Source organism: Caballeronia sp. SL1002 (assembly GCF_057814995.1).
Genome location: NZ_JBYMUW010000005.1, coordinates 600,011 through 626,439 on the forward strand (window position 1 = coordinate 600,011; position 26,429 = coordinate 626,439).

The window sequence follows — 26,429 nt, forward strand, 5'->3', positions numbered from 1 at the left end:
AAGCGCGCCCGCCGCCGATGCGCTCGCAACGTATGCGACGGCAAGCGCAATGGGTGTAAGCGAGAAAGCGTTTCGTAAGTTATGCGATGTGAAAATCCGCTCTCGATTTCTTTTCGATCTTGCCGTTTCATTGACGCTTACGAAATCGTAGAAGCGTGTAGCAGTCTGAAATATCCTTGCAATCGAGAACATGGTTTTACCTCGGCGCAATAGTCCAAAAGATCGCGGCGAATCAAGGCATCGTCGCTTACAACCCGTGAAGGGTCAGTAAAGAATAGTGCACAATTCGCGTGCGCCAACCTAGCGTTTACCTGTCAGGACTGTTGCGTTCGATCAGCAAGAAATGGACGCTGGATCAGCTGACGTGTCGCTCGCAAATCGAGCTATTTTCCGTATTACCGGCAGCCGTATAAATGATGAATAAGCACGGTAAAAACGACTTGAGATCAAAGCGATTTATCGACCCGCTACAATGTTTTCGATGAGTACACACCACCACGGTACCGAGCGCGAGACATGCTGACGTCCTATTACTGGAGCGGGGATGCTATGCGCAGTCGAAGCATTAGCGACATTGTTTTATCGGGCGTGGTGGACGTGCCTGTTCCGAATGCGCGTCTCTTAGCGGACTGGGAACGGGAAATATCGTCGCGCATGGTTCTGGAGCTGGGGGACGTCGAGCCAATGCCTTTGGCGCGAGCACGAACGCGCTGGCCTGAATACAAACACTGCGTGCAAGCGGCGTCCGACTGGACCTCCGCGCTTGGGTTGCCCTCGGCGCTTGCCGCGAGCGATGTTGCGCTGATGGCTTGCCGCGGCGCGCGCTATCACCACGATGCCGATCAATATGGCGGCGCGGCGTTCTGCAATCTCTTCCTAAGCGAAGACCGAGGGCTAGACCTGCATTTTCCGTCTCTAGACCGACGCATTCCGCTTGAGCGTGGCACCGTGGTCTTATTCGATACGGGCCAGCCTCACGGCGTCGTTCCGCGTGATGGTAGCGGCTTCGATGCAGCCGACTTTGCGCCAGGCCGGGACTACGTCCAGCTATTCCTGACGTGGGAGCTTCCTATCGAAGATGACAATGTTGGACGGGCACTCAAGCTAGTCTTCGATATCGCCGAGCCGGGTTCGTGGCAATCCGGCGAAGAGCAAGTGCAGTCAAACGGCGAACGGGTCATGGTGCGTCCGGAGTCCGGCCGGTGGTGCCCGGTCGAATAGCCATCGCGCGGGCGGTCGCTCTTGTCGCGCGAGCGCTGCTTGCCGCCGCCGACCGCCTGTATCATGCGATCTGGCGCACGCACAATCCGCCACGCCAACGCATCCATCAACGACGACCGAGAGGAAAGACCGCCATGACGGCCGCAGCACAATTCGATCAAGTTTCCGTTGTCAAACGCGCCAACGTCTATTTCGACGGCAAGTGCGTCTCGCATACCGTTCTTTTCGCCGACGGCACGCGCAAGACGCTTGGCGTCATCCTGCCGGGCGCCCTCAACTTCGGCACCGACGCCGCGGAGTTGATGGAGGTGCAGGCCGGCCAATGCCGCATTCGCCTCGAAGGCAGCGAAGAATGGCAAACCTATGGCGCGGGCGAAACGTTCTCCGTGCCGGGCAAGAGCCGCTTCGATATCGACGTGATCGACACGCTCGACTATATCTGCAGCTATCTGTAAGAGCGCTGGGCGCGCGCGATTCGATCATCGTTCGTCGCGCCCAAAGAAAAACCGCGTCCCGTTCTATTTCGCGTTCGTCGAATTTTATGGGCCGCGATGTGACCGCAATAAGTCAATCCCGAACATCGACGCCTCCGACCAACGCTTCGCCCTGACAGCAGCGAACCGAGCACTCGGCATTGTTTGCGGCACCGCAGCGGGGTGCGTAATATGGACGATGGCGCACATCCCGCGAGCAGTGCAAGGCTGCTGAACCATTTCGTCGTCTGCAACGTCGAAGCAACGGCATTCGTTTTCGGCAGCACGCGAGGGCGACACGTTCGCGTCCGCATCCGCGCCGAAGTACATCATCATGGACGTCACGCCTACGAGGTGGACATGAAACACGAAAAGTACGCGCTTCTGATCGAACGCTGCAAGGCGATTCCGCCCACGCCTACGGCGGTCGTGCATCCCTGTGACCAGACTTCGCTCGAAGGCGCGGTCGAGGCAGCGCGCCTCGGGTTGATCGCGCCGATTCTCGTCGGGCCGCGCGAGCGCATTCAGGCGGTCGCCGCGAAGTTCAACATCGACATCAGCGGCCTGCCGATCGTCGATGCACCGCATAGCACGGCAGCCGCCGCAACCGGCGTGCAGCTCGTGCGTGAAGGCCAGGCGGAAGCGCTGATGAAAGGCAGCCTGCATACCGACGAACTGATGGGCGCGGTCGTCAAGCGCGACACCGGCCTGCGCACGGCGCGCCGCGTCAGCCACTGTTTCGTGATGGACGTGCCGGGCTACGAGCACGCGCTCATCATCAGCGACGCGGCGGTCAACATCGCGCCCACGCTCGAAGAGAAAATGGACATCCTGCAGAACGCGATCGACCTCGGTCATGCGCTCGGCATGGTCGAGGTGCGGGTGGCGATTCTGTCGGCGATGGAAACCGTGAATCCCAAGGTTCCGTCCACGCTGGAGGCCGCGGCGCTCTGCAAGATGGTCGACCGGCACCAGATCACCGGCGCGCTGGTAGACGGCCCGCTCGCACTCGACAACGCCATCGACCCGGAAGCCGCGCGCATCAAAAAGATCGATTCGCCCGTCGCAGGCCGCGCGAACGTCCTGCTCGTGCCGGACCTGGAAGCGGGCAACATGCTCGCGAAAAGCCTCTCGTTTCTCGCGGGTGCGGACGCGGCTGGCATCGTGCTCGGCGCACGCGTGCCGATCATCCTGACGAGCCGCGCCGATTCGCTCCTGACACGGCTCGCGTCCTGCGCGGTCGCCGCGCTGGTCGCGAAGGCGCGCCGCGAAAACGCAAAAGTATTGGGGTAAGTCATGTCCGATGTGATTCTCGTACTTAACGCGGGCTCGTCGAGCATCAAGTTCAGTGCGTTCGAGGCCGGCGACGGCAATCTTGCGCTCCTGCTGCACGGGCAGATCGAAGGTGTCTATACCGCGCCGAAATTTTCGGCGGTCAATGCCGAAGGTGACATCATCGGCTCGAAAGCCTGGGGCGACGGCGTCGAACTCGGGCATGAGGGCGCGATGAGTTATCTGATCCAATTTTTGCAGGAGCATCGCGAAGATCATCGGCTCGCCGCGGTCGGTCACCGGGTCGTGCATGGCGGCATTCGTTTTTCGCGGTCGGTTGTCGTCACCGAAGAGGTGCTCGCATCGCTCTCGGCGCTGACGCCCCTCGCGCCGCTGCATCAGCCGCACAATCTCAAGCCTATCGAGATTCTCGCGAAAATGCGGCCGGACGTCCTTCAGGTAGCCTGCTTCGATACCGCGTTTCATCGCGTACAGCCCGACGTGGCGCAAGCATTCGCATTGCCGCCTTCGATCACCGACCTCGGCGTCCGGCGCTACGGATTTCACGGGCTCTCGTATGAATACATCGCGAGCGTGCTGGGGCAATTCGATCCGAAAGCGGCCTCGGGACGCAGCGTCGTCGCGCATCTCGGCAACGGGAGCAGCATGTGTGCGATCGTGGCGGGCAAGAGTGTTGCGAGCACGATGGGATTTACCGCTGTCGACGGCTTGCCGATGGGAACCCGCTGCGGCACGCTCGATCCCGGCGTGGTCCTGTATCTGATGAGCGAAATGCATATGGATGCACAGGCGATCGAGGACCTGATCTACAAGCAGTCGGGGTTGCTCGGCGTATCGGGAATATCGAGCGATATGCGTGCGCTACTCGCAAGCTCGGACACCCGCGCACGCTTCGCCGTCGATTTGTTCGGCTATCGGATCGGGCGAGAACTCGGGTCACTCGCGGCAGCGGCCGGCGGGATCGATGCGCTTGTGTTCACGGCGGGTATAGGTGAGCACGCGCCGCAGATCCGCGAGCGCGTGTGCCGCGACGCGGCGTGGCTCGGTGTGGAGTTGGACGCGGCGGCCAATCAGGCGGGTGGTCCGCGTATCACCACGGCGGCCAGCAAAATCCCGGTATGGGTCATCCCGACCAACGAAGAACTGATGATCGCGCGCCATACGGCGGCGCTCGCGGATGGACAGCCGAAGGAGTGACACCATGGCCCGCTTGCTGTTGGGAAACATCGAACCCGGCACCTCGGATGACGAGATACGCGCGTTTCTGACGAAGTATGGATTCCCGGAAATCGACGAAATCGCATCGATGCCCGGCGCCGGTTCGAGGCCGGGCGTGCTCGTGACGTTCCGCGATATGGACCTCGTCGTGCTCGGCAATCTGCAGAAGCGTATCCACGATATGCAGTGGAAAAACCGCAAGCTGAGCGCGCAGATACTCAGGGACGGCTTCAACTGATTCACCGCGCTATCGTGAATTCGCCGCGTCGTTCACGACGTTCAATGGACCGAGGTGTGTCGCGAAACGCCGCGCGCATTCCAGCCCGAATGCCGAAGGCGCGATGCCCCGATCGTGCTCGACATCGAAGCCCATTCGCCACGCCGCGATACGTTTGCCATAACAGGTGAGTGCATCGAGCGACTGCATCACGAAGACGATAGCGGGCAGCACTTGGGCATAGCGCTCCTCGGCCTGCTGCTCGCGACCATCCGCGAAGTCCCGTTGAATGGCGACCTGCCAGTCGAACATATCCGGCGCGACGATGAGGCCCGCGCAGCCCGCACGAAGATTGTCCACGAGTTCCTGACCGCCCCGGCCGTTGAAGACGGGGATCGTGTGTCCGAGCGCGCGCAATTGTTCGATGGTGTTGTGGATCGTGGTCGCCGGTCCCTCGCCTTTGAGTAAGCCGAAATTCTCGCAGCGCCGCGCAAGTGCCACGATCGATTCCGCCGACAACCCGACGCCCAGATACTCCGGCGCATTCTGGATTCCGGCCCGCGCGGACGTGCGCTGCATCACGGCCGCGAAGAAATCGAAGTAGAACGATTCCGGCCTGTCGCGCATCGAAGGCGGCTGAAAAATGAGCCACGATGCACCGCGCTCACACGCGTAATCGGCCAACGCGGATTGCGCGTCCACCGTGTCACCCGAGACCGTGACCGCAAGCGGCACGCGTTGCGCGATGTCTTCGGCGGCCCAGTCGATGAACCGCTGCTTCTCGTCGAGCGACAGACGGCCCACCTCCGTCGCGAGTCCCAGAATGACGATACCGCGCGCGCCGCCCGCGATGGTGAACTCGATCTGCGCGGTGATCGCTTCGCGACTCAGGCGATTGTTAGCATCGAAGTACGCATAGAGAACGGGCCACATCCCGCTCGGCGACGCATGGATATCGGAGGTCATCGGGTAAGGTCCATTCAATGCGAATCGCGCGGCACCGGCGCGCCGCTCGATCCGACCAGAAAGTCGAGATCCGCGCCTTGATCCGCCTGTAGAACGTGCTCGACGTAAAGCCGGTAGTAGCCGCGTTCCGGCAACGCGGGCGCTTGCCACGCGGCGCGCCTGCGTGCCAGTTCGTCGTCGGATACATCGAGATGCAGGCGGCGCGCGGCCACGTCGAGTTCGATCATGTCGCCGGTCTGCACGAGCGCGAGCGGACCACCCGCAGCCGCCTCGGGCGATACGTGCAGCACGACCGTGCCGTAGGCCGTGCCGCTCATGCGGCCGTCGGATATCCGCACCATATCCGTGATGCCTTTTTGCAGGACCTTTCTCGGCAACGGCATGTTGCCGACTTCCGCAAAGCCCGGATAACCCTTCGGACCCGCGCCCTTCAGCACCATGACGCAGTGTTCGTCGATGTCGAGCGAATCGTCGTCGATACGGGCGTGAAGTTCCTCCACGTTCTCGAACACGACCGCGCGCCCGCGATGCTGCAATAACTCGGGCGTCGCGGCGGACGGCTTGATCACCGCGCCGTTGGGCGCGAGATTGCCCTTGAGCACGGCGATACCCGCCTTCGGCTTGAAGGGTTCGGCGAATGTCGTGATGACTTTTTCGTCGTGGTTCGGCGCATCGCAGACGTTCTCCCAGATCGTCTTGCCGTTGACGGTCAGCGACTCGCGATGCAGCAGTCCTTGTTCGCCGAGTTGCCTGAGCACCGCCGGCAATCCGCCCGCGTAGTAGAAGTCCTCCATCAGATACTCACCCGACGGTTGCAGGTTCACGAGACATGGAACGTTCGTCCCCTGCTCCCAATCTTCCAGGTTCAATTCGACGCCGATCCGTTTCGCGAGCGCGATCAGATGCACGACCGCGTTCGTCGATCCGCCGATCGCCGCGTTCGTGCGGATCGCGTTTTCGAATGCCTCGCGCGTGAGAATCCTGTCCATCGTCAGATCGTCGCGGACCATGTCCACGATCCGTCTGCCCGCGAGATGCGCAAGCACCTGGCGGCGTGAATCGACGGCGGGAATGGCCGCGTTATGCGGCAAGCCCATGCCGAGAGACTCCACCATCGAAGCCATCGTGGACGCCGTGCCCATCGTCATGCAGTGGCCGCGCGAGCGGTTCATGCACGACTCGGCCTCGATGAAATCGTCCTGGGTCATCGTCCCCGCGCGCACGTCCTCGGACATCTGCCAGACGCCCGTACCCGAACCGATCGTGCGGCCGCGAAAGCGTCCGTTGAGCATCGGGCCGCCGGAAACCGCGAGCGCGGGCAGATTGCACGACGCCGCGCCCATCAGCAGCGCGGGCGTAGTCTTGTCGCAGCCCACGAGCAGAATGACGCCGTCGATAGGATTGCCGCGAATGGATTCCTCTACATCCATTGAAGCCAGGTTGCGAAACAGCATGGCGGTGGGCCGCAGATTCGATTCGCCGAGCGACATCACCGGAAACTCGAGCGGAAGTCCGCCCGCCTCGTGTACGCCCTTCTTCACATACTCGGCAAGCTCACGGAAATGCGCGTTGCAAGGCGTCAACTCGGACCACGTATTGCAGATGCCGATCACCGGACGTCCGTCGAACGCGTCGCGCGGAATGCCTTGATTCATCATCCATGAACGGTGGATGAAACTGTCCTTGTCGTTTTTGCCGAACCAGCTTTGCGAGCGAAGTTTGCGCATGATGTCTTGTTCCGGGTCTGTGGAGTTTGTTTGGGATAAACGCCGGTCAATCGCTAAGCAAGGGCTGGCCCGTTGCGCGCGACGGCGTCGAGGTCGCGGCGAGTCGCGAGCAGCAGCCACGTCATCGCGGCATGCGCCTCGGAAGATTGCCGCCGACGAATCGCTTCATAGACATTTCGATGCAGCCGCAGCGACTCTTCCGGGGACGTCGCGTGCTGACCCGTCACGCGGATTTCAGCGGCGAGCGCGGCGCGGATCGTCACGATTAGCTGTCGCAAGACCCAGTTGCCCGCCGCGTCGATGATCGAGGTGTGAAACGACAGATCGGCAGGGTTCCAGCCGGCGCCGCGCGTGCCATCGCCCTCTGCTTCCATCGCGATCAATGCGGCTTCGATCCGGTCCAGATCGCGCTCGCTGCCGCGTTGCGCGGCAAGTTCGGCGGCGCGCGGTTCGATGAGCAAACGCGCCTCGATCAGCGCCTGAAAAAACTCGAAGTCCGCGACATGGACGACGGCGACATCCAGCACGGCCGGATCGAGCAGATTCCACGCGCTGCGCGGGAGCACGCTTGCGCCCTTGCGCCGCCTCACTTCGATCAAGCCGAGCGCCTGCAGCTTTTGCATCGCCTCGCGCGCGGAGGTGCGGCTCACGCCTTTCGACTCCGCCAGTTCGATCTCGTTGGGCAATGCCGCGCCCGGCGCGTGGCGACCGGACACGATCGCGTCGATCATCTCGGCAACGATCGAATCGTGAAGCTTCAGCATTCTTTAGCTCATCGTGGCGGGCTGGAAGCCGCGTGAATAAAGCAGACGTATTGGCGCATTGATTTCGGTAAGCCGGTTTTTATCGGCTCAGACCGCAATATATGCCATACATATTCGGCCGGGAATAGCGGATGACCCTAAATAAGCGAACACGCCATTGAGCGGCGTGCCGGCAAGCAGGATGAGAGATGGCGGGAAAGGTCGACCGACGCGCAGCGCATCGCGCCGAGCGGTGTGAAGGCTGGCGATAGCGCTGCTATCGCCAGCTAAAGGTACGGTGCGCTGCGCAGCTTTAGCGCTTCACGATCCCGACCGCCCGGATCGCCTCGGCTACGGCGGGCCGCATTACCCAGCGCCATTGCGCTTCCTCGTCCTCCGACAAACCGTCGAGCAGACGGCCCGTGTCGGTGGCTTCCGGATCGGCGATAGAGAAGGTATAGACGAGGCTGTCGTCCCGGCGGCGCGGCAGATCGACCGGATGCTGCTCATACACCAGCCGGCCGAGAATGCCGTACTGCGCGTTCGCGCCGCGAAAATCGACATAGCCCGCCGCCTTCGCCAATTGCGCGGCCGTGATGGTCCGTTCGGGCGCGCGGTAATGCGCCCGCAGCATTTTCTGCTGGCCTTCCGTGATCGGCATGAGCGCTTCGAATGCAGTGATGTACGCCGCAACGGCTGCATCGCCCTCGCCCGGCGCCGGGCCGAGTTCGGCGTCGATTGCGGCGCGCACGGCCTGCTCGACCGCCTCGAGCGACTCGCCGCGTTCCTTGAACGGGGCCTTTTTGTCCTTCCACGCCCAGCACTGGGCCACACCGTTCGCGGCCTTGATGACCAGCTCGTATCCTCGATACGTCACCGTTGCTTGCGTCATTTGTTATCTCCCGAGTCGTTATGTTTGTTCTCGCGTGACGCGTCTCGCGCCAGGGTCACGCCGATAGCGCCCCTCTTTTTGCAGGCGGCAGTATACCCGACACATCCGATGAAGGCCGCGCGCGGGCGGCGCTCGAGTCCATACGTACGCCGCTTTTTTCCGCTCCGCCGCTTTTGTGATATCGATGGAACTCTGATCTGCTCAGCGTTCTGGAGTGCAAGCATGAAGACGTTCCGCAGTGCTCTCGCACTCCTGGCTTTCACGTTGCTATCGGCCTGTGCGAGCCTGCCGCCGCAAACCGGGCGCGCGGTCACGCACGCGATCGAACCGTCGGTCAGCACGCGGCTCGGCGCGGCGTTCGCCAGCGAAGAGAAGACCCATCCGGACGACAGCGCGTTTCATCTGCTCTCGACCGGTGTCGATGCGCTGCTGACGCGAATCGTGCTCGCCGACGCGGCCGATCGCACGCTCGACCTGCAGTATTACATCTGGCACGACGACCTGACCGGCCGTCATCTCGCGAATGCGGTGCTGCGCGCGGCCGACCGCGGCGTCAAGGTGCGCATGCTGCTAGACGATCTCGGCACGAACGGCGACGACAGCGTCCTGCTCGCGCTCGCTTCGCATCCGAATATCGAGGTGCGCCTGTTCAATCCGGTCGCGAGCCGGCACTTCAAGCGGCTCGGCTCGGCGCTGGAGTTCGGCCGGGTGAACCGGCGCATGCACAACAAGGCGATGATCGCCGATAACGAAGCGGCCATCGTCGGCGGCCGCAATATCGGCGACGAATACTTCGGTGCGTCAAGCGACGTGTCGTTCGGCGATCTGGATGTACTCACGTTCGGACCTGTCGTGCCGAAAATTTCCACTGCGTTCGACGAATTCTGGAACTCGGAAGCGGCCTATCCGATCGAGCGTTTGACGGGTCATCCGGCGGACCCCGAAACGGCGGCAGCGTATCGCGCGAAACTTGCGGCGTTCGTGGCGTCGGAGCGCGATTCGCCGTACGTCACGCAAGTCGAGCGGCGTTTTTCCGAAATGCTCGAACCCGGCGCGGTGAATTTTTCGTGGGGCGAGGCCACGCTGCTTTACGACGATCCCGCGAAAATAACGCGCTCGCCCGACGATCCGGAAGGCCATCTGATGTCACAGTTCAAGACGCTGAGCATCAATCCCGCGCATGACGTTCTGATCGTTTCGCCCTACTTCGTGCCGGGCAAAAAGGGCGTCGAGTGGTTTCGCGAACAGACCGCGCGCGGCGTGCGCGTGACGGTGCTGACCAACTCGCTCGCCGCCACCGACGTGGCGGCGGTCCACGCGGGATACCAGCGTTATCGCGAGGATCTGCTCGATGCCGGCGTGCGCCTCTACGAGCTGAAACCCGCTGCAAGCGAAGATCCGTCGGAGAAAAAGAAGTCGATCCTCGGCTCGTCGAAAGCGTCGCTGCACGCAAAAACCTATGTTTTCGACAGCACGAGCATCTTCATCGGTTCGATGAATCTCGACCCGAGATCGGTAACGCTCAACACGGAGATCGGCGTGTATTGCGAGAGCGCCCCGCTTGCCGCGCAGGTCGTGGATGGCCTTACACCGAAGCTCGACGAGATCGCGTGGCGCGTCGAAAAGCGAACCGACGCCAATGGCAAGAGCAAAATGGTGTGGATCGAAACCGCGCCGGACGGCACGCAAAAAGAACTCGGCGAGCCGGACGTGTCCGCGTTCAAGCGGATCGGAATCTGGTTCCTCGGTCTATTGCCGATCGAATCCCAGCTATGAAGAATGCCGGGATTCGCCGCTACGTTCGTTCAATTCGCGATGCCGTATGCGCGCCCGTTAGCGCAAGTTCGTCCGCGCGAGTTCGACGATCTCGTCGCCGCGCCCGTTCATGATCGCGCGCATCATGTAGAGGCTGAAGCCCTTGGCCTGAGCTAGTTCGATATTGGGCGGCATCGCGAGTTCGTGCTTCGACGTCACGACATCCACGACAGCCGGGCCGGGATGCGCGAATGCCTGTCTCAGGGCGTCCGCGACATCCTCGGACTCCTCCACGCGGATGCCGAAAATGCCGGCGCCTTGCGCAATCGCCGCGAAGTCGGTCTTGCTGAGATCGACGTTGGTGTCGAGATAACCGCTTGCCTTGAGTTCCATCGAAACGAATCCAAGCAGGCTGTTGTTGAACACCACGACCTTGATCGGCAGGTCGAGTTGCCGCGCGGTGAGCAGGTCGCCGAGCAGCATCGACAACCCGCCGTCGCCCGACAAGGACACCACCTGCCGCCCGGGATTCGCGCCTTGCGCGCCGAGCGCCTGCGGCATGGCGTTCGCCATCGAGCCATGATTGAACGAGCCGTGCAACTGGCGACGGCCGTTCATGGTCAGATAGCGCGCGGCCCACACGGTCGGCGTGCCGACGTCGGCGGTAAAGATCGTGTCGTCGTTCGCGGTTTCGTCGATCATCTTGGCCAGATATTGCGGATGGATCGGGCGGCCTGCGCCCGACGGCGTAGCAAGTTCGTCCAGTCCCTTTCGCGCCGACACGTAATGCTTGCGCGCGTTATCGATAAAGTTGCGATCGGCCTTGCGCGTGAGCTTCGGCAAGGTCGCGGCGATGGTCTCCTTGACCGTGCCCACCAGTCCGAGCGCAAGCGGTGCGCGATGGCCGAGTTGCGAGCCTTTCCAGTCCACCTGGATGATCTTGGCGTCTTTCGGATAGAACGGCCGGTACGGGAAGTCGCATCCGAGCAAGAGCAGCGTGTCGCACGACATCATCGCGTGATAGCCCGAGCTGAAGCCGATCAGCCCGGTCATGCCGACGTCGAAGGGATTGTCGTACTCGATGAACTGCTTGCCACGGAGCGCGTGGACGACGGGTGCGCCGAGCGTGTCGGCCAGCGCCACGACTTCGTCGTGCGCGCCCTGTGTGCCGCTGCCGCACATGATCGTGACCGCGTCCGACGCGTTCAGCATGGCCGCGAGCCGGTCGAGATCCGGTGCGGCCGGCAGGATGCTCGGCGGCAGGCTTTCGGTCCACGACGGCGCTTCCTCGGGGCCTTCGCTCAGTGCCACGTCGCCCGGCAGCACGATCACCGCGACGCCGCGTTCCTCGATGGCGGTGCGCATCGCGCGGGCGAGCACACGCGGAAACTGGGAGGCCGACGACACGACTTCGACAAAGTGGCTGCACTCCTTGAACAGTTCCTGCGGATGCGTTTCCTGAAAATAGCCGAGCCCGATTTCTGTAGACGGAATGTGCGCGGCTATTGCGAGGACCGGTTGCTGATTGCGATGACAGTCGAAAAGCCCGTTGATCAAATGCAGGTTGCCCGGTCCACAACTTCCTGCGCAGACGGCGAGTCGCCCTGTCGTGGCCGCATCCGCGCCGGCGGCGAACGCGGCGGCTTCCTCGTGACGGGTGTGCATCCAGCGAATGGATCCGAGCTGATCGAGGCTATACGCAAGTCCGTTCAGGCTGTCGCCCGTCACGCCCCAGATCCGCTCGACGCCTGCTGCCGCGAGGGTGCCTGCAAAATAGGACGCGATGGTATTTTTAGCCATGCTTCACTCCTGGTGAGGGAAAATTGAAAATCGACTGCGCGCCGGGCATGCCGGCTGGCGTCCGGTCCGGACCTTCGACGCTTCAATACCGGATGAAGTCACACACGCTATTGCACCGCCGGGGAAAAGTCCTGAAGAACACTAAAAAAACATAAAGGGAACTTGCGTTATAGACGCTTTGTATGACGGCAAGTTCGCGGCCCATTTATCGTGCGCGACTCGCCTCGTGCATCCAATGAGCGCAAGATTGCCTGAGTGATTCGATGCAAGCCAAGCCGGCTTGAACGCGTTACCGGGTCAAAGCGCTGAGCGCGAGCGCTCAGCGCAAGCCCAAAAAGCAAAGCCCGGGAGGCCGCGATGCAACGCGAAGAAAGACCGAACGTCAACGCACGCGTCATCAACATGGCGGTACTGCTTGGCCTGCTCGTGCTCGATGTATTCGTCTTGCCATTCGCCGTGGCATCGGACAGCGTGTTGGCGAGACTCATGCGCGACCTGTTGCTATCGCTCATTCTCTTAAGCGGCGCGACCACGGCGTCCGGTCATCGGCGGATTTTCGCGATCATCGCGGCAGTGGCTATCGGCGCGATTTTGTTGCGCTGGACCGAATGGATTTTTCCGGCGGTGCGCGCGCCGGAACTGGTCGATGAATCCGCGTTCGCCGCGCTCGGCGTGCTGAGCGTGGTGATAGGCATCCATGTGTTCGGACGGGGGACGGTGACGCTCGAACGGCTGCTGGGCGCCGTCGTGTTCTACGTCATGGTCGGCGTGGTGTGGGCGGAGGCTTACCGCCTTGTAAGCCTGCACACGCACGGCGCATTCACCGGTTTGCCGGCCGATGCCGCCCAAATCGGCCACTCGACCTGGATCTACTTCAGCTTCGTCACGCTCACCACCGTGGGCTACGGCGACATCACGCCGCTCGGGCCAATGGCACGTTCGCTCGCGATACTCGAAGCGCTGATCGGACAACTCTACCCCGCCATCGTATTGGCGCGGCTCGTGTCCTTGCATGCGGCGGGCAGCACCGCCGATTCAAACGGCAACGGCCAGCCGCGGTGACTCCGCGGTAACGATCAGCGCGCGGCCATGCCGCCGATCGCCACCGCAATGTCATGGCTCACCGTCGCGAGCGCACGGCTTTGCGCCGCCACCAGCGCGTCGTAGCCGGGGCCGCCGGCCGGCTCGCGCACCACGCTGCGGCCGCTGACCACCGCGCTCTTCTGCGTCCGGACGGACCACAGCGCGGCGATCGAAGCGGCATCGCCCGGTGACGACTCGAAGCTTTGAATATCGACGGACACGAGATAACCCGGCGTCGAATCCACCGTACCCGTATTGCCCGTGACGAACGCGTCCGGGAAAATCAGCGCGAGGTCGGCGGCGAGCACGCGCCGGATCTGGCTTTTCAGCGGGTCCGCCCAGCGCGCGAATTCATCGAACTTGACCTCGCCCGAATTGACCCGCAACGCAAGCTGAGGCCGGTCGACCATTTCGGGAACGGTCATCGCGGAAATCGTGATCGCGGAAGTAACGGACCTAACGGAAGTAACGGAAGTAACGGACGCGGCGGGCGGCTGCGCGCTTAGCGTGTAAAAACTCGCCGAGGGCGAACCCGCGCATCCGGAGAGACACGCGAGCGCAAGCAACAACGGCAGCGCTAATGCGGCGGGTGCGAAAGTCCGGTTCATTTCTTGTCCTCCGACTTGCCGCGAAGCAGCGCTTCCGGATGACGCTCCAGATAATCCGCGAGCGCGCGGAACGACGCGGCCGTGCTCGATAGTTCGCGCATGGTATCGACCGTACTTTGCGCCAGCGGCGAGTTCGGCTGAAGCGCGCTGTTGGCCGAGACGAGCGCCTCGTGGGCGGCCACAAGCGTCGCGCGCGCCTCGGGCGCAACCTGGGTCGAAAGTGTATTGAGCAGCACGTCGGCATTGGCGAGCGTCTTGCGCAGATCGTTCCCGATTCCTTCGAAAGGCACCTTGTTGATCTTCGCGATGAGACTCGTCAGCGAGTCCTGCAACGATTGCAGTCCGCCCGGCACGGTCGGCAGTTCCGGCAGCTTGCCGCTCCAGTTTATCGCGGCTTTCGGCGCGTTCGGGAAGAAGTCGAGCGCGACATAGAGTTGACCGGTGAGCAGGCTCGCGGTTTTCATCTGGGCGCGCAACCCGTGCGCAACCAGATAGTCCGCGAACGGCTTGCGATCCTGGACGACGCGCCCGGGCCTGTCGCCCGACGCGTAGCGCGAGGTGAAGCGTTCCGGATAGAGCCGCACCTCCACGGGTATGCTGAACTCCTTCTTGACCGGATCGAAGTGCGTATAGATTGCGACCACTTCTCCGATCACGATGCCGCGGAAATCGACGGGCGCACCCACGGTCAGGCCGCGCACCGTGTCCTTGAAGTTCATCACGTAGGTGTCCGAGATCGTGTCGTGCCGCTTCATCGCCTCTTCGCGAGTCGGGAACAGACGGAACTCCGTGCTGACGGCGGCCTCGGTCGTCGTGGGACTATCGGGCGGACTCTGGAACGCGAGGCCGCCGATCAATATCGACACGAGCGACTCCGTATTCACCTTCACGCCCGATGTATCGAGCGTCACGTCCACGCCGCTCGCGTGCCAGAAGCGCGTATCGGGCCTCACGTATTTGTCGTAAGGTGCGTTCACGAATACGTGCAGGGTCGTGCCTTCGCCGTCGGGATCGAGCGCGAACGACGTCACTTGACCTACTTGAAGGCGGCGGAAGAAAATCGGCGAGCCGACATCGAGCGAACCCATGTCATCGCTTCTCAGCACGAATTCGCGGCCCGCGACACCGCTCGCCACCACCGGCGGTGTCTCCAGACCGACGAAATCGCGCCGCCCCTTCTTGCTGCCTCCGACATCCAGACCGATGAACGAACCCGTTATCAAGGTGCCGATTCCCGACACGGTGCCGCCGGAGATGCGCGGCCGCACGACCCAGAAATGCGTGTCGTCGACGAGTAGCCGTGACGCGTCTTTCGTCAGTTCCGCCGTGGCGATCACCGATTTGTCGTCGGGCGACAGCACGACTTTCTTGACCGTGCCGATATCCACGTTCTTGAACTTGAGCTTGGTCTTGCCGGCCTCCAGACCATCGCCCGTGGCAAACGAAATGGTGATCACCGGCCCTTTCTCGAGGTAAGACTGCACCGCGAGCCAGCCGCCGATCAATATTGCGATCAGCGGCACCAGCCATACCAGCTGTATGCGCCAGCGCGGGCGACGCACCGCGATCGCCTCGGGGAAATCAGGCGTCGCGGGCTCGCCGGACGGCCCTGGCGGCTTATTCATGTCCGGGCTCCAGCGGATCCCAGATCAGGCGCGGATCGAAAGACATCGCGGCGAACATCGTCAGCACGACGACAGCGCCGAACGCGACCGCGCCGGGGCCGGCCTGGATCGTCGCGAGCGCGCTGAATTGCACGAGGGCGACGAGAATGGTGATGACGTAGATGTCGAGCATCGACCAGCGGCCAACGAGTTCGACGAGGCGATAGATGCGCGTGCGCTTTTCCGGCAGCGAGCGCCAGCGGAATTGCGCCGTCAGGATGAGCAGAAGCAGCGAGACGATCTTGAGCATCGGCACGGCGATGCTCGCAATAAACACGATGATCGCAAGCGGCCATGAACCCGAGGTCCAGAGATATTCCACGCCGCTCAGGATGGTGTCCTTCTCCGCGCCGAACAGCGAACTCGTGTTCATCACGGGCAGAACGTTCGCCGGAATGTAGAGCACGATGGCCGCGATCACGAACGCCCAGCTTCGCGCAATGCTGCCGGGCTTGCGAAAATGCAGCGCCGCGCCGCAGCGCGGACAGATTCCCTCGTGAGCGTGAGGCGGAGGCCTCGACAGCAGCGCGCAATCGTGGCACACGAACAGACCCGCCGCGGCCGCCGTTTTCGCGGAAGGATCGATACGCATCTCGCCGGGCGCGGGCCGTCCCCGGGCACGATCGATTCTCGCCCACAGGTCGCGTGAATCGAACGAGGCTCCGGTCGCGGCGAGCAGCACCATCACCGCCGCAAACGCGAACAGCGCGACGCCGGGCACCACGGCGGCGATGACCGCGAGCTTGACGAGCGCCACCAGCATGCCGAGGATCAGCACTTCGATCATGCCCCACGGCGACACGCGGGCAAGGAGGCGCAGCACGAGATCGGGCCTGCCGGGCACGCGCCCGAACCGCAGAGGCAGGAGCAGATACATGACCGACGCCATCTGCACCATTGGCATCAGGAGCGTCGTGACGAACACGAGCGCGGCGAGCGGCCACATACCGTCTGCGTAGAGCACCTGCGCCGCGCCGAAGAGGGTCGTCTGGACCAGTTCGCCGTTGACCGATAGCCCGACGACGGGATACGAATTGGCGACAGCGAAGAGGACGATCGCGGCAAGGTTAAGCGCGATCGCGCGATCCAGCCCGACTGGCAGGCTTCGATACAGCGCCGCGCCGCAGCGCCGGCAGCGCGCGGTCGCGCTCCTTCCGAGCGTGGCTTCCCGTTGCAGCAGATCGCATTCGTGGCACGCCGTCAGCCGACTCATCTTCATGGCGGCGGGCCTGCAACGGTCGCGGCCGGCGGCGACGTGCCGCCGGTTGTGCCTCCGGTCATTCCTCCATTCGCGCCATAAGCGACCGGCGTCATGCGCTCGGCATTACCCACCCAGCCGCCGCCCATCGATTTGTAGAGGTCTACGAGCGAGGTGAACACGGTGCCCTGCGTCTGCGCATAACTCAACTGCGCGTTGAACAGGCTCCGTTCCGCGTCGAGCACTTCGATATAGCTCGTATAACCGCCCTCGTAGCGCAGCCGGGCGAGCCGCGCGTAGGTCGAGAGCGCATCCACCTGACGTCCCTGCACGACGAGCTGGGCGCGCGTTTTCTGCAGCGCGACGAGTGCGTCGGCGACCTCCTTGAATGCGGTCTGGATCGCCTTTTGATAGGTGAACAGCGCCTGCTGCTGCAACGCCTCGGCCTGCTTGACCTGCCCGCCGATGCTGCCCGCGGTGAAGATCGGCAGCGTCAGCGCGCCGGCGTAGGACCATGCGCGAGCGGGTCCGGTGAAGAGCGAAGAGAACTGGCCGCTCGCGGTGCCGAACAGGCCGGTGAGAGAGATCGACGGAAAATACAGCGCACGTGCCGCGCCGATTTGCGCGTTCGCCGCGATCAGATCCTGCTCCGCCTGCCGCAAATCGGGCCGCCGTTCGAGCAATTCGGACGGCAGCCCGGCCGGGACGGCGGGCAACGCGAGATCGTCGAGTTCGCGGTCGCGCACGATCGGGCCGGGATTGTGGCCGAGCAGAATGGACAGCGCATCCTCCTGCTGAGCGATCTGCAATTCGATCTGCGGAATCGTCGCGACCGATGCCTCGTATTCCGACTGATTCTGCGCAAGCTGCATCTGCGAGACCTGGCCGCCAGCGAAGCGCAGCCCGAATACCTTCACCGACGCCGCGCGGCTCTCGACCGTCGCGTTCGCGATCTTGAGCTGCCGGTCGAGCGACAGCAGATTGACATACGTCGTCGCCACGGACGTCACGAGCGCGAGGATCGTCGCGCGACGGCCTTCCTCGGTTGCGAGCAGGCTCGCTCGCGCGCTCTCTGTCTGACGCCGCAGCTTGCCGAAGAAATCGATTTCCCACGACGCGGAGAGGGTCGCCTGAAACTGGTTGAAGACTGGACCGACTCCAGCGGGCAGTTGCGTCGTGCCGAGCGGAACGCGCTCGCGTTGCGCATCGCCGCCAGCGACCACTTGTGGGAACAGTTGCGAACGCGTGGTCTCGAACTGCCCGAGAAACTGCTCGACGCGAGCGGCGGCGATCTTGACGTCCTTGTTGTCGGTGAGCGCGGTGGCGATCAAATCGTTTAACGCGGGGTCCTGAAACTGCTCCCACCAGACGGTATCGACGACGTCCTTGGCATCCGAGTCGGCGAAACGAAACGTTGCGGGCGTATCCACGACAGGCCGCTGGTAGTCCGGTCCGAGGAGGCATCCGTTGAGCGCGAGCAGTACAAGCGCCGCCAGGAGCGAAAGAGCCGATGCGCGCATGTCAATCGCCCTCGCGTCTGGCGGACGGCGTGACGCTCGGCGCACCGCCGCTGCCGCTGCTGTCCCCGCTGCCCGCATCCGGCGAGCCTGCCGAAGGGCCTGGCGTCTTCGATTTGCTCGTGCGCTCCGAGAGCGATTCGAGCACGTAGAAGAACATCGGGATGAAAAATACGGCGATCACGGTCGCGCCCAGCATCCCGCCGATCACGCCCGTGCCGATCGAATGCCGGCTATTGGCCGACGCACCGACCGCGATGGCGAGCGGCACGCAACCGAGGATGAATGCGAGCGAAGTCATCACGATCGGGCGCAGGCGCTCGGTGGCCGCCGTCACCGCTGCGTCGTAGACGGACTCGCCCGACTCGCGGTTCAGCACCGCGAACTCGAAGATCAGGATCGCGTTCTTGGCGGCGAGCGCGACCAGCATGGTCAAGCCGATCTGGAAGTAGACGTCGTTCTCTAGACCGCGCAGCATGATCGCGAGCAGCGCGCCGAAAAGCGCGAACGGCACGGCCAGCAGCACGCCGATAGGCAGGCTCCATTTCTCGTATTGCGCCGCGAGGATGAGGAACACCATGATGAGGCCGAAGACAAACACCAGTCCCGAGGTACTGCCCGCCTGCTTCGCTTCGTAAGCTTCCCCGCTCCATCCGATACCGTAGTCCTGCGGCATCACTTCATGGCCGACTTCCTCGAGCGCTGCGAGCACCTGGCCCGAGCTATAGCCCGCCGCCGGATTGGCAGTGATCTTGACCGCCGGGAAGTTGTTGAAGCGCGTGACGAGGTCCGGTCCCGTGACGAATTTCGTCGTCACGACGGCCTTGAGCGGCACCATGCTGGCCGTCTTGCTGCGCACGTAGATCTGGTCGAGATCCTGCGGCTTCAGCCGGTAGGACGGCTCCGCCTGCACGATCACCTGCCAGAGACGGCTCGACCGGTTGAATTGCGAGACATAGAGCGAGCCGAACATCGTTTGCATCGCGCTATAGACTTCCTCGACCGGAACACCGAGCGTCTCCGCGCGGTCGCGATCGACATTGACCAGCAACTGCTGCGACGACGCGTTGAACGTTGACGTCACGCGCGCGAGTTCCGGGCGCTGCTTTGCCTTCGCGAGAAAATCGTTCACGACGCCCGCGAGTTGCGCCGTGTTCGCGTCGCCTTTGCTCTGGATCCACATCTCCGTGCCGCCGGTCGTGCCGAGCCCTGGAATAGACGGCGGATTGACCGGCAGGATGATCCCCTCCTTCACTTGCGACAGTTTCTCGTACGCACCGAGCAAAACCGCCTTCGCATTCTGCGTCCTGATGTTCGCGGATTCATAGCGCTCGTCGAAGCTCTTGAAGCCCACGAAGAACGTCGACGCATTGTTCTTGTTCTGGCTGTCGAGCAGACTGAAACCGTCCACGATGGTGACGCTGTCCACGGCTGGCTGCTTCATGAAGTAATCGGTAACGTGCTTCGAAACATCGCCGGTGCGGTCGAGGCTCGCCGCGTCCGGCATGATGACCGCGCCGAGCAGATAGCCCTGATCCTCCGGGGGAAGAAACGAGGTTGGAATCGCCCGCATCATGATCACGGCGAGCACGATCATGCCGGCGAAGAAAAACAACGCCACCGCGAAGCGCTTGATGACAAGCCGGACGGCGCGCGTGTACCCCTCGGTCAGGCGGCCGAACGCGTTATCGAACCATCGGAAGAAACCGCGCTTTTCGTGGTGTCCGGGTTTCAGAAGCAAGGCGGCCAGCGCGGGCGATAACGTCAGCGCGACCACGCCTGACAAGATGACCGAAATAGCGATGGTGATGGCGAACTGCTTGTATAACTGGCCCGTGATCCCGCCGAGGAACGCGACCGGCACGAACACCGCGCACAGCACGAGGACGATCGCGATCACCGGTCCCGCGACCTCGTCCATCGCGCGTTTGGCCGCATCTTTCGGATTCAGCTTGTGAACGTTCATGTTGCGTTCGACGTTCTCGATCACGACAATCGCATCGTCCACCACAATGCCGATCGCGAGCACCATGCCGAACAACGTCAGCATGTTGATCGAGAAGCCGAGCGCCAGCATACCCATGAAGGTGCCGACAATCGATACAGGTACGGCGAGCACCGGAATCAGCGTGGCGCGCAGGCTCTGCAGGAACACGAACACGACGACCACCACGAGCACGAGCGCTTCGAAGAACGTGTGGATCACATCCGAGATCGACGCGCGCGTGAACTCGGTCGTATCCATCGCGACCTTGTATTCCAGGCCTTCCGGGAAGCTCTTTTTCATCTTTTCGAGCGTCGCGCGAACCTGCTTCGAGACTTCGAGCGCGTTGGCACCGGGCTGCTGATACACCGCGAGCACCGTGGCCGGTTTGCCCTGGAACTTGCTGCGGATCGAGTAGTCTTTCTGCCCGAGCTGGGCGCGCCCGATGTCCTTCAGACGGACGATGGCGGCATCGCCGCTTGCTGCCCGGATGATGATGTTCTCGAATTCGGCGGCATCCGTCAGCCGCCCTGTCGTGGTCACGGCAAACGACTGCTCGACGGGCTTGCCGGTTGGAGACTGCCCGATGCTGCCGACCGCGAATTGCTCATTCTGGTTGGCAACCGCCTTTTGCACGTCGGAGGCCGTCACGCCCAGTTGCGCCATGCGGTCCGGCTTTAGCCAGATACGCATGGCGTAATCGGGTGTGCCGAAGATGCTGGCCTGGTTCGCGCCCGGAATGCGCTTGAGCGCATCGAGCACATAGATGTTCGCGTAGTTGGCGATGTAGGTCGGGTCGTAGCGGTCGGTCGGCGAATAGATCGCGACCACCATCATGAACGCCGACGATTTCTTCTGCACCTGAATGCCCTGCGCCTGCACCGACGAAGGCAATTGCGGCAACGCGAGGTTCACGCGGTTCTGCACATCGACCTGCGCGAGTTCCGGGTTCGTGCCGATTTCGAAGAAGACGTTCAGCGTGAAAGATCCCGTCGATGAACTCGACGAGTTCATGTAGATCATGTTGTCCGCGCCGTTGACCTGTTGCTCGATCGGCGCGGCCACGTTGTTCGCGACCACATCGCCCGTCGCGCCAGGATACGTCGCGGATATCGTGATCTGCGGCGGCGTGATGTCGGGATACTGCGCGATCGGCGAGGCGAGCATCGCCAGCGTGCCGCCAAGCGTGATGACAATCGAGATGACCGAAGCGAAGATGGGCCGGTCGATACAAAAATGGGAAATGTTCATTTCACCGGCCCGGTTAGTTCGTCGCGGTCGGTTGGGACTGACCCTGAGCCGCTTGCGGCGATTCGCCTTTCGCCGCTTGCGGCGATTCGCCTTTCGCCGCCTCGGGCGGCGCGTCGCTCACCTTGAGCGGTGCATCGGCCGCAACCCGGATCGCGCCATCCACCACGACGCGTTCGCCCGGCTTCAAACCGTCCGTGATGAACCAGTCGTCGCCGTGCCAGGAACCGACTTCAACGACGCGCTGATGCCCCTTCGAGTCCTTGTCGACGACCCATACGAAATGACTCTTCGAGCCTTGCAGCACCGCGCGCTGAGGGACGAGGATCGCATTGGGACGCACCGCGCCCGACACGCGTGCCCGCACGAACTGGCCGGGACGAAGGAGACCCTTCGGATTGGCGAACGACGCACGCACGAGGAACGTGCCGGTCTGCGCGCTGAATGCTGGGTTGGTGAAGTTGATATGGCCGGTGACCGGGAACACGGTGCCGTCCGCGAGCACGACGGTGACATCGAAATCGTTGCCGCGAGGAAAGCGCAGGCGGTTCTTCTCGACCTCGTCGCGATACTGCAGCAACTCGTTTTCCGAGACGCTGAAGTTCACCCACATCGGGTCGAGCTGATAGACAGACGTCAAAAGTCCCGTCGCGGCAGCGGTCACATAGCTGCCGTCTTGCTGCTTCGCGAAACTCGACAAACCCGCGAGCGGCGACTTGATCGTCGTGTAGCTGAGATTGAGTTCGGCGGTTCGCACCTGCCCACGCGCCGCGATCACCGCGGCTTCGGCTTCCTGCTCGCTGCCGGTTGCATCGTCGCGATCCTTCACGCTCAACGCGTTCTGTTCGACCAGCGGCAGCACGCGCTGCAAATTGGCTTTCGCTACCGTGAGCCGTGCCTGCTGCTGCGCAAGTTCGCCGCGCGCGGATTGCAGCGTGGCTTCGAAAGGCTTGGCGTCCATCAGAAAGAGCGTCTCGCCGGCGCGCACGGGCTGGCCTTCCGTATAGACGCGCTTCTCCAGGAAACCGTCCACGCGCGCTCGAATTTCGACTTCGCGCGAGCTTTCGGTCTGCGCGGTGAATTCGAAATCGACCGGGGTATCGCGCTCGGTCACCGTCATCACGGAGACTTCGATCGGACCTTGCGCTGGCGCCGCCGCCTCCTTGTGACACGCGCTGAGCAACGCGAGCGCCGCGCCAGCGATAGCCCATGTCAGGCGTGTCCGCCAGCGCGCGCGCGTGGCATCGGCACGATCGACCTGCGAAGCTGAGATCACCATGTGAGTCTCCAACCAGAAGCCCGGCGCGAGCGGTGTTCCGTATCCGGCGAACGCTGACCCTTGGCCGGAGTGAGGGTCGATCACTGGTTGCGGGTGTTTCATTCAAAGCCCGCGGCCAGACCATCGCGACGCGTCGAACGCGCGACAAAGCTGCCTCAAGGGTTGTATTTGGAAATCTTCTGTCCCGTTACGCCGAGTCCCGCCATCAAGCCCTGCTGGCCAAAAATGAAGGCATAGACATCGGACTGAAGCGTATCGCTGGTCAGCGTCTTCCCCACTCCTTCGTCTACCACGACCACGCTCGGACCCATGCCGACCGACCAGCCGTCGCTGCTGGTGAGGTAGCTCATCGCGGAGTCCGTCATGAGAAACATGGCTTGCGAGAACGACTGCCCGCCTGCCTGAAGGCCATAGGAGACTGCATCTATCGAGTAATACCCGAGCACTTGACCGTCAGGGCCGAACATGACGCCCTTGCCTGTCTGACCACCGACGATAAAGCCCGCCTTGAGAATGTCAGGGAACACCAGAACGCCTTTCGCCAGCTTTTGCAATTGCGCGGTTCGCGGCGCCGTACCGGCGAGTTGCTGCAGGGAGGCACGCGCCTTTGCTTCGAGATCGGGGTCGCCAATCGTCGAAGGCGCTTGCGTCGAGCAGCTTAGCGCCATGAGCAAAAGCGGAACCGCGAGCATCAGCCTTAAGTGCTTGATCATGGTGCGTACTCCATTCGGAAACGACGTCACGGTGTAAGCGCAAATCCGGCTCGGCCTAGCTCCGGGGTCTAGGCAATAGTGGTATTGGCATCGCACTAATGCAATTGGACCTTGGTCCAATAGATCTTTCCCCAAGCGGCGCGAAACGAGCATCGCCGCTCAAGCGTGGCCTGGACTTAACGCCGTGCGCACGGCCTCGATCAGCACTTCGTCGTTGAACGGTTTGCGCAGATACGCCGCCGCGCCCGCGGCCAGCGCCTGCTCGCGGACGCCGGCCTCGTCGTGGGCCGTGATGAAAATAACGGGAATGGCGCTCGCGCCTAGACGCCTTTGAATCTCGAGCCCGTTCAGGCCCGGCATCTGGACATCGAGCACGATGCAGGCGGGACGATACGAAGGGATCGAGTCGAACATCTCCAGAAACTCGTCGCCCGATTTGAAGGTTTCCGAGGCAAGCCCGGCGGAACGCAACAGCCGCTTGATCGCGCGACGCACCGATTCGTCATCATCCACAATTGCGACGAATGGGCTGTTCTGGCTCATGGCAAATGATCCTCATCCTGGCGCCTGGCGAATGTGGTTTGACCTTGCAACGAGGTTATGACAATTGATACATCGGTGCTATTGGACCTTGGTCCAATAGCACCGAGCCCCCGGCGAAACGGGCGGCGCCTGGAGATTGCGGAGGGTTTCAGGCGAAGGGATGCGGCGCTTGCGGACTGACAACCTTATCGACACAGCGCGCCAGTTCGACCATCGAGCGCGCTTCCATTTTTTCCATCACGCGAGCGCGATGCACCTTGATGGTCTTTTCGGTAATGCCGAGTTCGCCGGCGGCTTGCTTGTTGACCCGTCCGCCTAACAGGAGCGACAGGACTTCGCGTTCGCGAGGCGTAAGCCGCGCCATGCGCGTAGTGATGGAGGCCAGTTCCATTCGAGTTGCGGCAATTTCGGCGGCGCGCCGGAAGGCGCTTTTGATCGCATCGAGCAGCGCGGTATCGTTGACGGGTTTCGTGAGAAAGTCGGTGGCGCCCGCCTTCATTGCGCCGACCGTCATTGCGATATCGCCGCGTCCCGTCAGAAAGACGATTGGAATCGCATCGTGGGTACCGTTCAACTGGCGTTGCAGATCGAGACCGTTTATATCGGGCATTCCGACGTCGAGCACCAGGCACGCGGCCCCGTGCGAATCGTTAAACGCATCGAGAAATTCACGCGCGCATGCAAACGGCATCGCCGTGTAGCCCGCCGACCGAATCAGCCGCGACAACGCACGACGCACGCTGGCGTCGTCGTCCACTATGTAGACCGTGAAGACCTCTTCGTTCATGGCAGCCACTCCTAACGCGCGAGATTCGGTTCTTGCCTAGTCGGCAAGGTAAAGAAAAATGCAGCGCCCTGCTGCTGATTGCTCTCCGCCCAGATTCGGCCACCATGCATTTCCACGATCGAACGGCTGATCGAAAGTCCTAGCCCGAGGCCTTCGCGCTTGGATGTGAAATAAGGCGTGAACAGCTTGTCGAACGTATCGGCTGCAACGCCGGGGCCGTTATCGCGCACGGCGATCAAGATCTCGTCCGCGCCGTGCGAAACGGCCTCGGCCGACACGATCCGGCTGCGCAACGGCGACGACTCGACGGCATCGAATGCATTGAGAAGCAGGTTGATCACCACCTGCTGTAACTGCACCCTGTCACCGTGAACCGGCGAGAGATCGGCCGCGACGGATACCGTGAGGCCGATTCCGCGCACGACGGCGTCGCTACGCATGAGGAGCGCGACGTCGTCGAGGACACTCGCGATGCTTAAGGGAGCGCTTTCGAATTCACCTTTCTGTACGAGCGATCTTATCTTGCGGAGCACGTCGCTTGCGCGATGATTGTCATCGACGAGATCGCACAGTATTTCCCTTACTTCGTCGAGATCGATTGGGTCTGTTCCCATGAAACGCTGCGCGGCTTGCGCGTTGCTAAGTATTGCCGTTAGCGGCTGATTCAATTCGTGGGCAAGCGATCCGGCAAGTTCGCCTAGCGCGGACACGCGCGTCAGGTGCGCCAACTGCATTCGGTTTCGCTGCAACTCGTGCCGCTCTGTTCTATCGACGATACTCACTAGCGATCCCGCCGCGCCGTCTCGCGACATCGCGGACACGGTAATCTCGGCGGGAAATTCGCTACCGTCCTTGCGTCGAAAAACGCTTTCCGATTGATCGCCGATGTCGTTTAACGCATTCGTCGCCGTCGTTCGCCAAGGGATCAGAATGTCTAGAGGTGTTTCGATTAGCTCTTCGCGGCTATAACCCAGCAGCTTAATCGCCGACGCATTGACGCGAACGATTCTGCCGCCCCAATCGGCCACCATGATGGCAATCGGAAGATAGTCGATTACATCGCTTGCCGGATCGCCGTGGCGCTCTGACGATTGAGTCGCGTACTGCCCGGGCAATGCGTCGTACCGCGATCCGCGTGACGAAGCCGTTGGGCCAGCGGCGCGCTGAGACTGTGGCCGCGCGGCTGAGGGCGAGTCGTAATTCATGCGACCGACCGGTCGGGCGGTCGGCCAGAAGGGACGTGCGCTTCTTGCGTCGGCGGAGTGGGTGTCAGAACTTTGCTCACTGGCTGGCAAAGGCAATGGCAAAGGAAACGTCCCGGCGGCGCGAAGCGCGTTGCCTTTGCCGGCAGCAGGTTCATTCGAATTCAGAAAGCGATTAAAGAGTTGAGATCCCAATACACGCGCAGAGGAAACAAGCCTTCGGAATTGCGTCATGGTGTCCTGCTCTCCCAGGCGTTTCACAACTGGACACGAGTTCTCGCTGTGATTCCGTGGCCGT

At 62.4% G+C, this 26,429-nt stretch carries 22 protein-coding genes; 7 read left to right on the forward strand and 15 right to left on the reverse strand.

What is annotated here, in order from left to right; all coding sequences use genetic code 11:
- Positions 1-516 precede the first annotated feature (516 nt).
- The 5 genes from AC3D25_RS27135 (at position 517) to AC3D25_RS27155 (ending at position 4,443) form a co-directional block, all read left to right on the forward strand.
- Positions 517-1,221 carry a hypothetical protein gene (locus AC3D25_RS27135; protein ID WP_488891575.1) on the forward strand — a complete coding sequence of 235 codons (705 nt, stop codon included), beginning with the start codon at positions 517-519 and terminating at the stop codon, positions 1,219-1,221.
- A gap of 134 nt (positions 1,222-1,355) precedes the next feature.
- Complete coding sequence (ppnP, locus tag AC3D25_RS27140; RefSeq protein WP_488891576.1) at positions 1,356-1,676, forward strand: pyrimidine/purine nucleoside phosphorylase; 321 nt, start codon at positions 1,356-1,358, stop codon at positions 1,674-1,676.
- A 372-nt stretch (positions 1,677-2,048) separates the two neighbouring features.
- The gene (locus tag AC3D25_RS27145; protein WP_488892164.1) at positions 2,049-2,987 is read left to right on the forward strand and encodes a phosphate acetyltransferase; all 939 of its coding nucleotides are present in this window, start codon (positions 2,049-2,051) and stop codon (positions 2,985-2,987) included.
- Positions 2,988-2,990: 3 nt separating this feature from the next.
- Positions 2,991-4,184, forward strand: a complete 1,194-nt coding sequence (locus tag AC3D25_RS27150) for an acetate/propionate family kinase (protein ID WP_488891577.1) — start codon at positions 2,991-2,993, stop codon at positions 4,182-4,184.
- Between the two features lie 4 nt (positions 4,185-4,188).
- Positions 4,189-4,443, forward strand: coding sequence for an RNA-binding protein (locus AC3D25_RS27155; protein WP_488891578.1), 255 nt, complete (start codon positions 4,189-4,191; stop codon positions 4,441-4,443).
- A 9-nt stretch (positions 4,444-4,452) separates the two neighbouring features.
- On the opposite strand, the gene AC3D25_RS27160 is transcribed toward AC3D25_RS27155, so the two are convergent.
- From AC3D25_RS27160 to AC3D25_RS27175, 4 genes are all read right to left on the reverse strand, one after another.
- Positions 4,453-5,388 carry a dihydrodipicolinate synthase family protein gene (locus AC3D25_RS27160; RefSeq protein WP_488891579.1) on the reverse strand — a complete coding sequence of 312 codons (936 nt, stop codon included), beginning with the start codon at positions 5,386-5,388 and terminating at the stop codon, positions 4,453-4,455.
- A gap of 14 nt (positions 5,389-5,402) precedes the next feature.
- The gene (locus AC3D25_RS27165) at positions 5,403-7,115 is read right to left on the reverse strand and encodes an IlvD/Edd family dehydratase (protein ID WP_488891580.1); all 1,713 of its coding nucleotides are present in this window, start codon (positions 7,113-7,115) and stop codon (positions 5,403-5,405) included.
- Between the two features lie 53 nt (positions 7,116-7,168).
- Positions 7,169-7,879 carry a FadR/GntR family transcriptional regulator gene (locus tag AC3D25_RS27170; RefSeq protein ID WP_488891581.1) on the reverse strand — a complete coding sequence of 237 codons (711 nt, stop codon included), beginning with the start codon at positions 7,877-7,879 and terminating at the stop codon, positions 7,169-7,171.
- Between the two features lie 292 nt (positions 7,880-8,171).
- Complete coding sequence (locus AC3D25_RS27175) at positions 8,172-8,750, reverse strand: hypothetical protein (RefSeq protein ID WP_488891582.1); 579 nt, start codon at positions 8,748-8,750, stop codon at positions 8,172-8,174.
- Positions 8,751-8,972: 222 nt separating this feature from the next.
- On the opposite strand from AC3D25_RS27175, the gene AC3D25_RS27180 reads away from it, so the two are divergent.
- On the forward strand, positions 8,973-10,526 hold the full coding sequence (locus tag AC3D25_RS27180; RefSeq protein ID WP_488891583.1) for a phospholipase D family protein: 1,554 nt from the start codon (positions 8,973-8,975) through the stop codon (positions 10,524-10,526).
- Positions 10,527-10,583: 57 nt separating this feature from the next.
- Here AC3D25_RS27180 and poxB read toward each other — a convergent pair whose 3' ends face one another.
- Entirely contained in the window at positions 10,584-12,305 is a 1,722-nt protein-coding gene (poxB, locus tag AC3D25_RS27185; RefSeq protein ID WP_488891584.1) for a ubiquinone-dependent pyruvate dehydrogenase, read from the reverse strand.
- 357 nt (positions 12,306-12,662) lie between these two features.
- Between poxB and AC3D25_RS27190 the strand changes: the two genes are divergently transcribed.
- On the forward strand, positions 12,663-13,367 hold the full coding sequence (locus tag AC3D25_RS27190; RefSeq protein ID WP_488891585.1) for a potassium channel family protein: 705 nt from the start codon (positions 12,663-12,665) through the stop codon (positions 13,365-13,367).
- Between the two features lie 14 nt (positions 13,368-13,381).
- On the opposite strand, the gene AC3D25_RS27195 is transcribed toward AC3D25_RS27190, so the two are convergent.
- The 10 genes from AC3D25_RS27195 to AC3D25_RS27240 form a co-directional block, all read right to left on the reverse strand.
- Positions 13,382-13,996: a PqiC family protein gene (locus tag AC3D25_RS27195; protein WP_488891586.1), complete on the reverse strand. Its 615-nt coding sequence runs from the start codon at positions 13,994-13,996 to the stop codon at positions 13,382-13,384.
- Entirely contained in the window at positions 13,993-15,621 is a 1,629-nt protein-coding gene (locus AC3D25_RS27200) for a PqiB family protein (RefSeq protein ID WP_488891587.1), read from the reverse strand. Before AC3D25_RS27200 ends, AC3D25_RS27195 begins: the two co-directional genes overlap by 4 nt.
- Positions 15,614-16,879, reverse strand: coding sequence for a paraquat-inducible protein A (locus tag AC3D25_RS27205; RefSeq protein ID WP_488891588.1), 1,266 nt, complete (start codon positions 16,877-16,879; stop codon positions 15,614-15,616). Before AC3D25_RS27205 ends, AC3D25_RS27200 begins: the two co-directional genes overlap by 8 nt.
- Positions 16,876-18,378, reverse strand: a complete 1,503-nt coding sequence (locus tag AC3D25_RS27210; protein WP_488891589.1) for an efflux transporter outer membrane subunit — start codon at positions 18,376-18,378, stop codon at positions 16,876-16,878. The genes AC3D25_RS27205 and AC3D25_RS27210 overlap by 4 nt, the downstream gene beginning before the upstream one ends.
- A 1-nt stretch (position 18,379) precedes the next feature.
- Positions 18,380-21,610: an efflux RND transporter permease subunit gene (locus tag AC3D25_RS27215; protein ID WP_488891590.1), complete on the reverse strand. Its 3,231-nt coding sequence runs from the start codon at positions 21,608-21,610 to the stop codon at positions 18,380-18,382.
- A 13-nt stretch (positions 21,611-21,623) separates the two neighbouring features.
- A complete protein-coding gene (locus AC3D25_RS27220) occupies positions 21,624-22,886 on the reverse strand; it encodes an efflux RND transporter periplasmic adaptor subunit (protein ID WP_488891591.1) in 1,263 nt (420 codons plus the stop codon).
- A 155-nt stretch (positions 22,887-23,041) separates the two neighbouring features.
- Positions 23,042-23,599: a lipid-binding SYLF domain-containing protein gene (locus tag AC3D25_RS27225; protein WP_488891592.1), complete on the reverse strand. Its 558-nt coding sequence runs from the start codon at positions 23,597-23,599 to the stop codon at positions 23,042-23,044.
- 159 nt (positions 23,600-23,758) lie between these two features.
- Positions 23,759-24,142: a response regulator transcription factor gene (locus AC3D25_RS27230; protein WP_488891593.1), complete on the reverse strand. Its 384-nt coding sequence runs from the start codon at positions 24,140-24,142 to the stop codon at positions 23,759-23,761.
- A 148-nt stretch (positions 24,143-24,290) separates the two neighbouring features.
- Positions 24,291-24,929: a response regulator transcription factor gene (locus AC3D25_RS27235; protein ID WP_488891594.1), complete on the reverse strand. Its 639-nt coding sequence runs from the start codon at positions 24,927-24,929 to the stop codon at positions 24,291-24,293.
- Positions 24,930-24,940: 11 nt separating this feature from the next.
- Positions 24,941-26,365, reverse strand: a complete 1,425-nt coding sequence (locus tag AC3D25_RS27240; protein ID WP_488891595.1) for a two-component system sensor histidine kinase NtrB — start codon at positions 26,363-26,365, stop codon at positions 24,941-24,943.
- Positions 26,366-26,429: the final 64 nt, after the last annotated feature.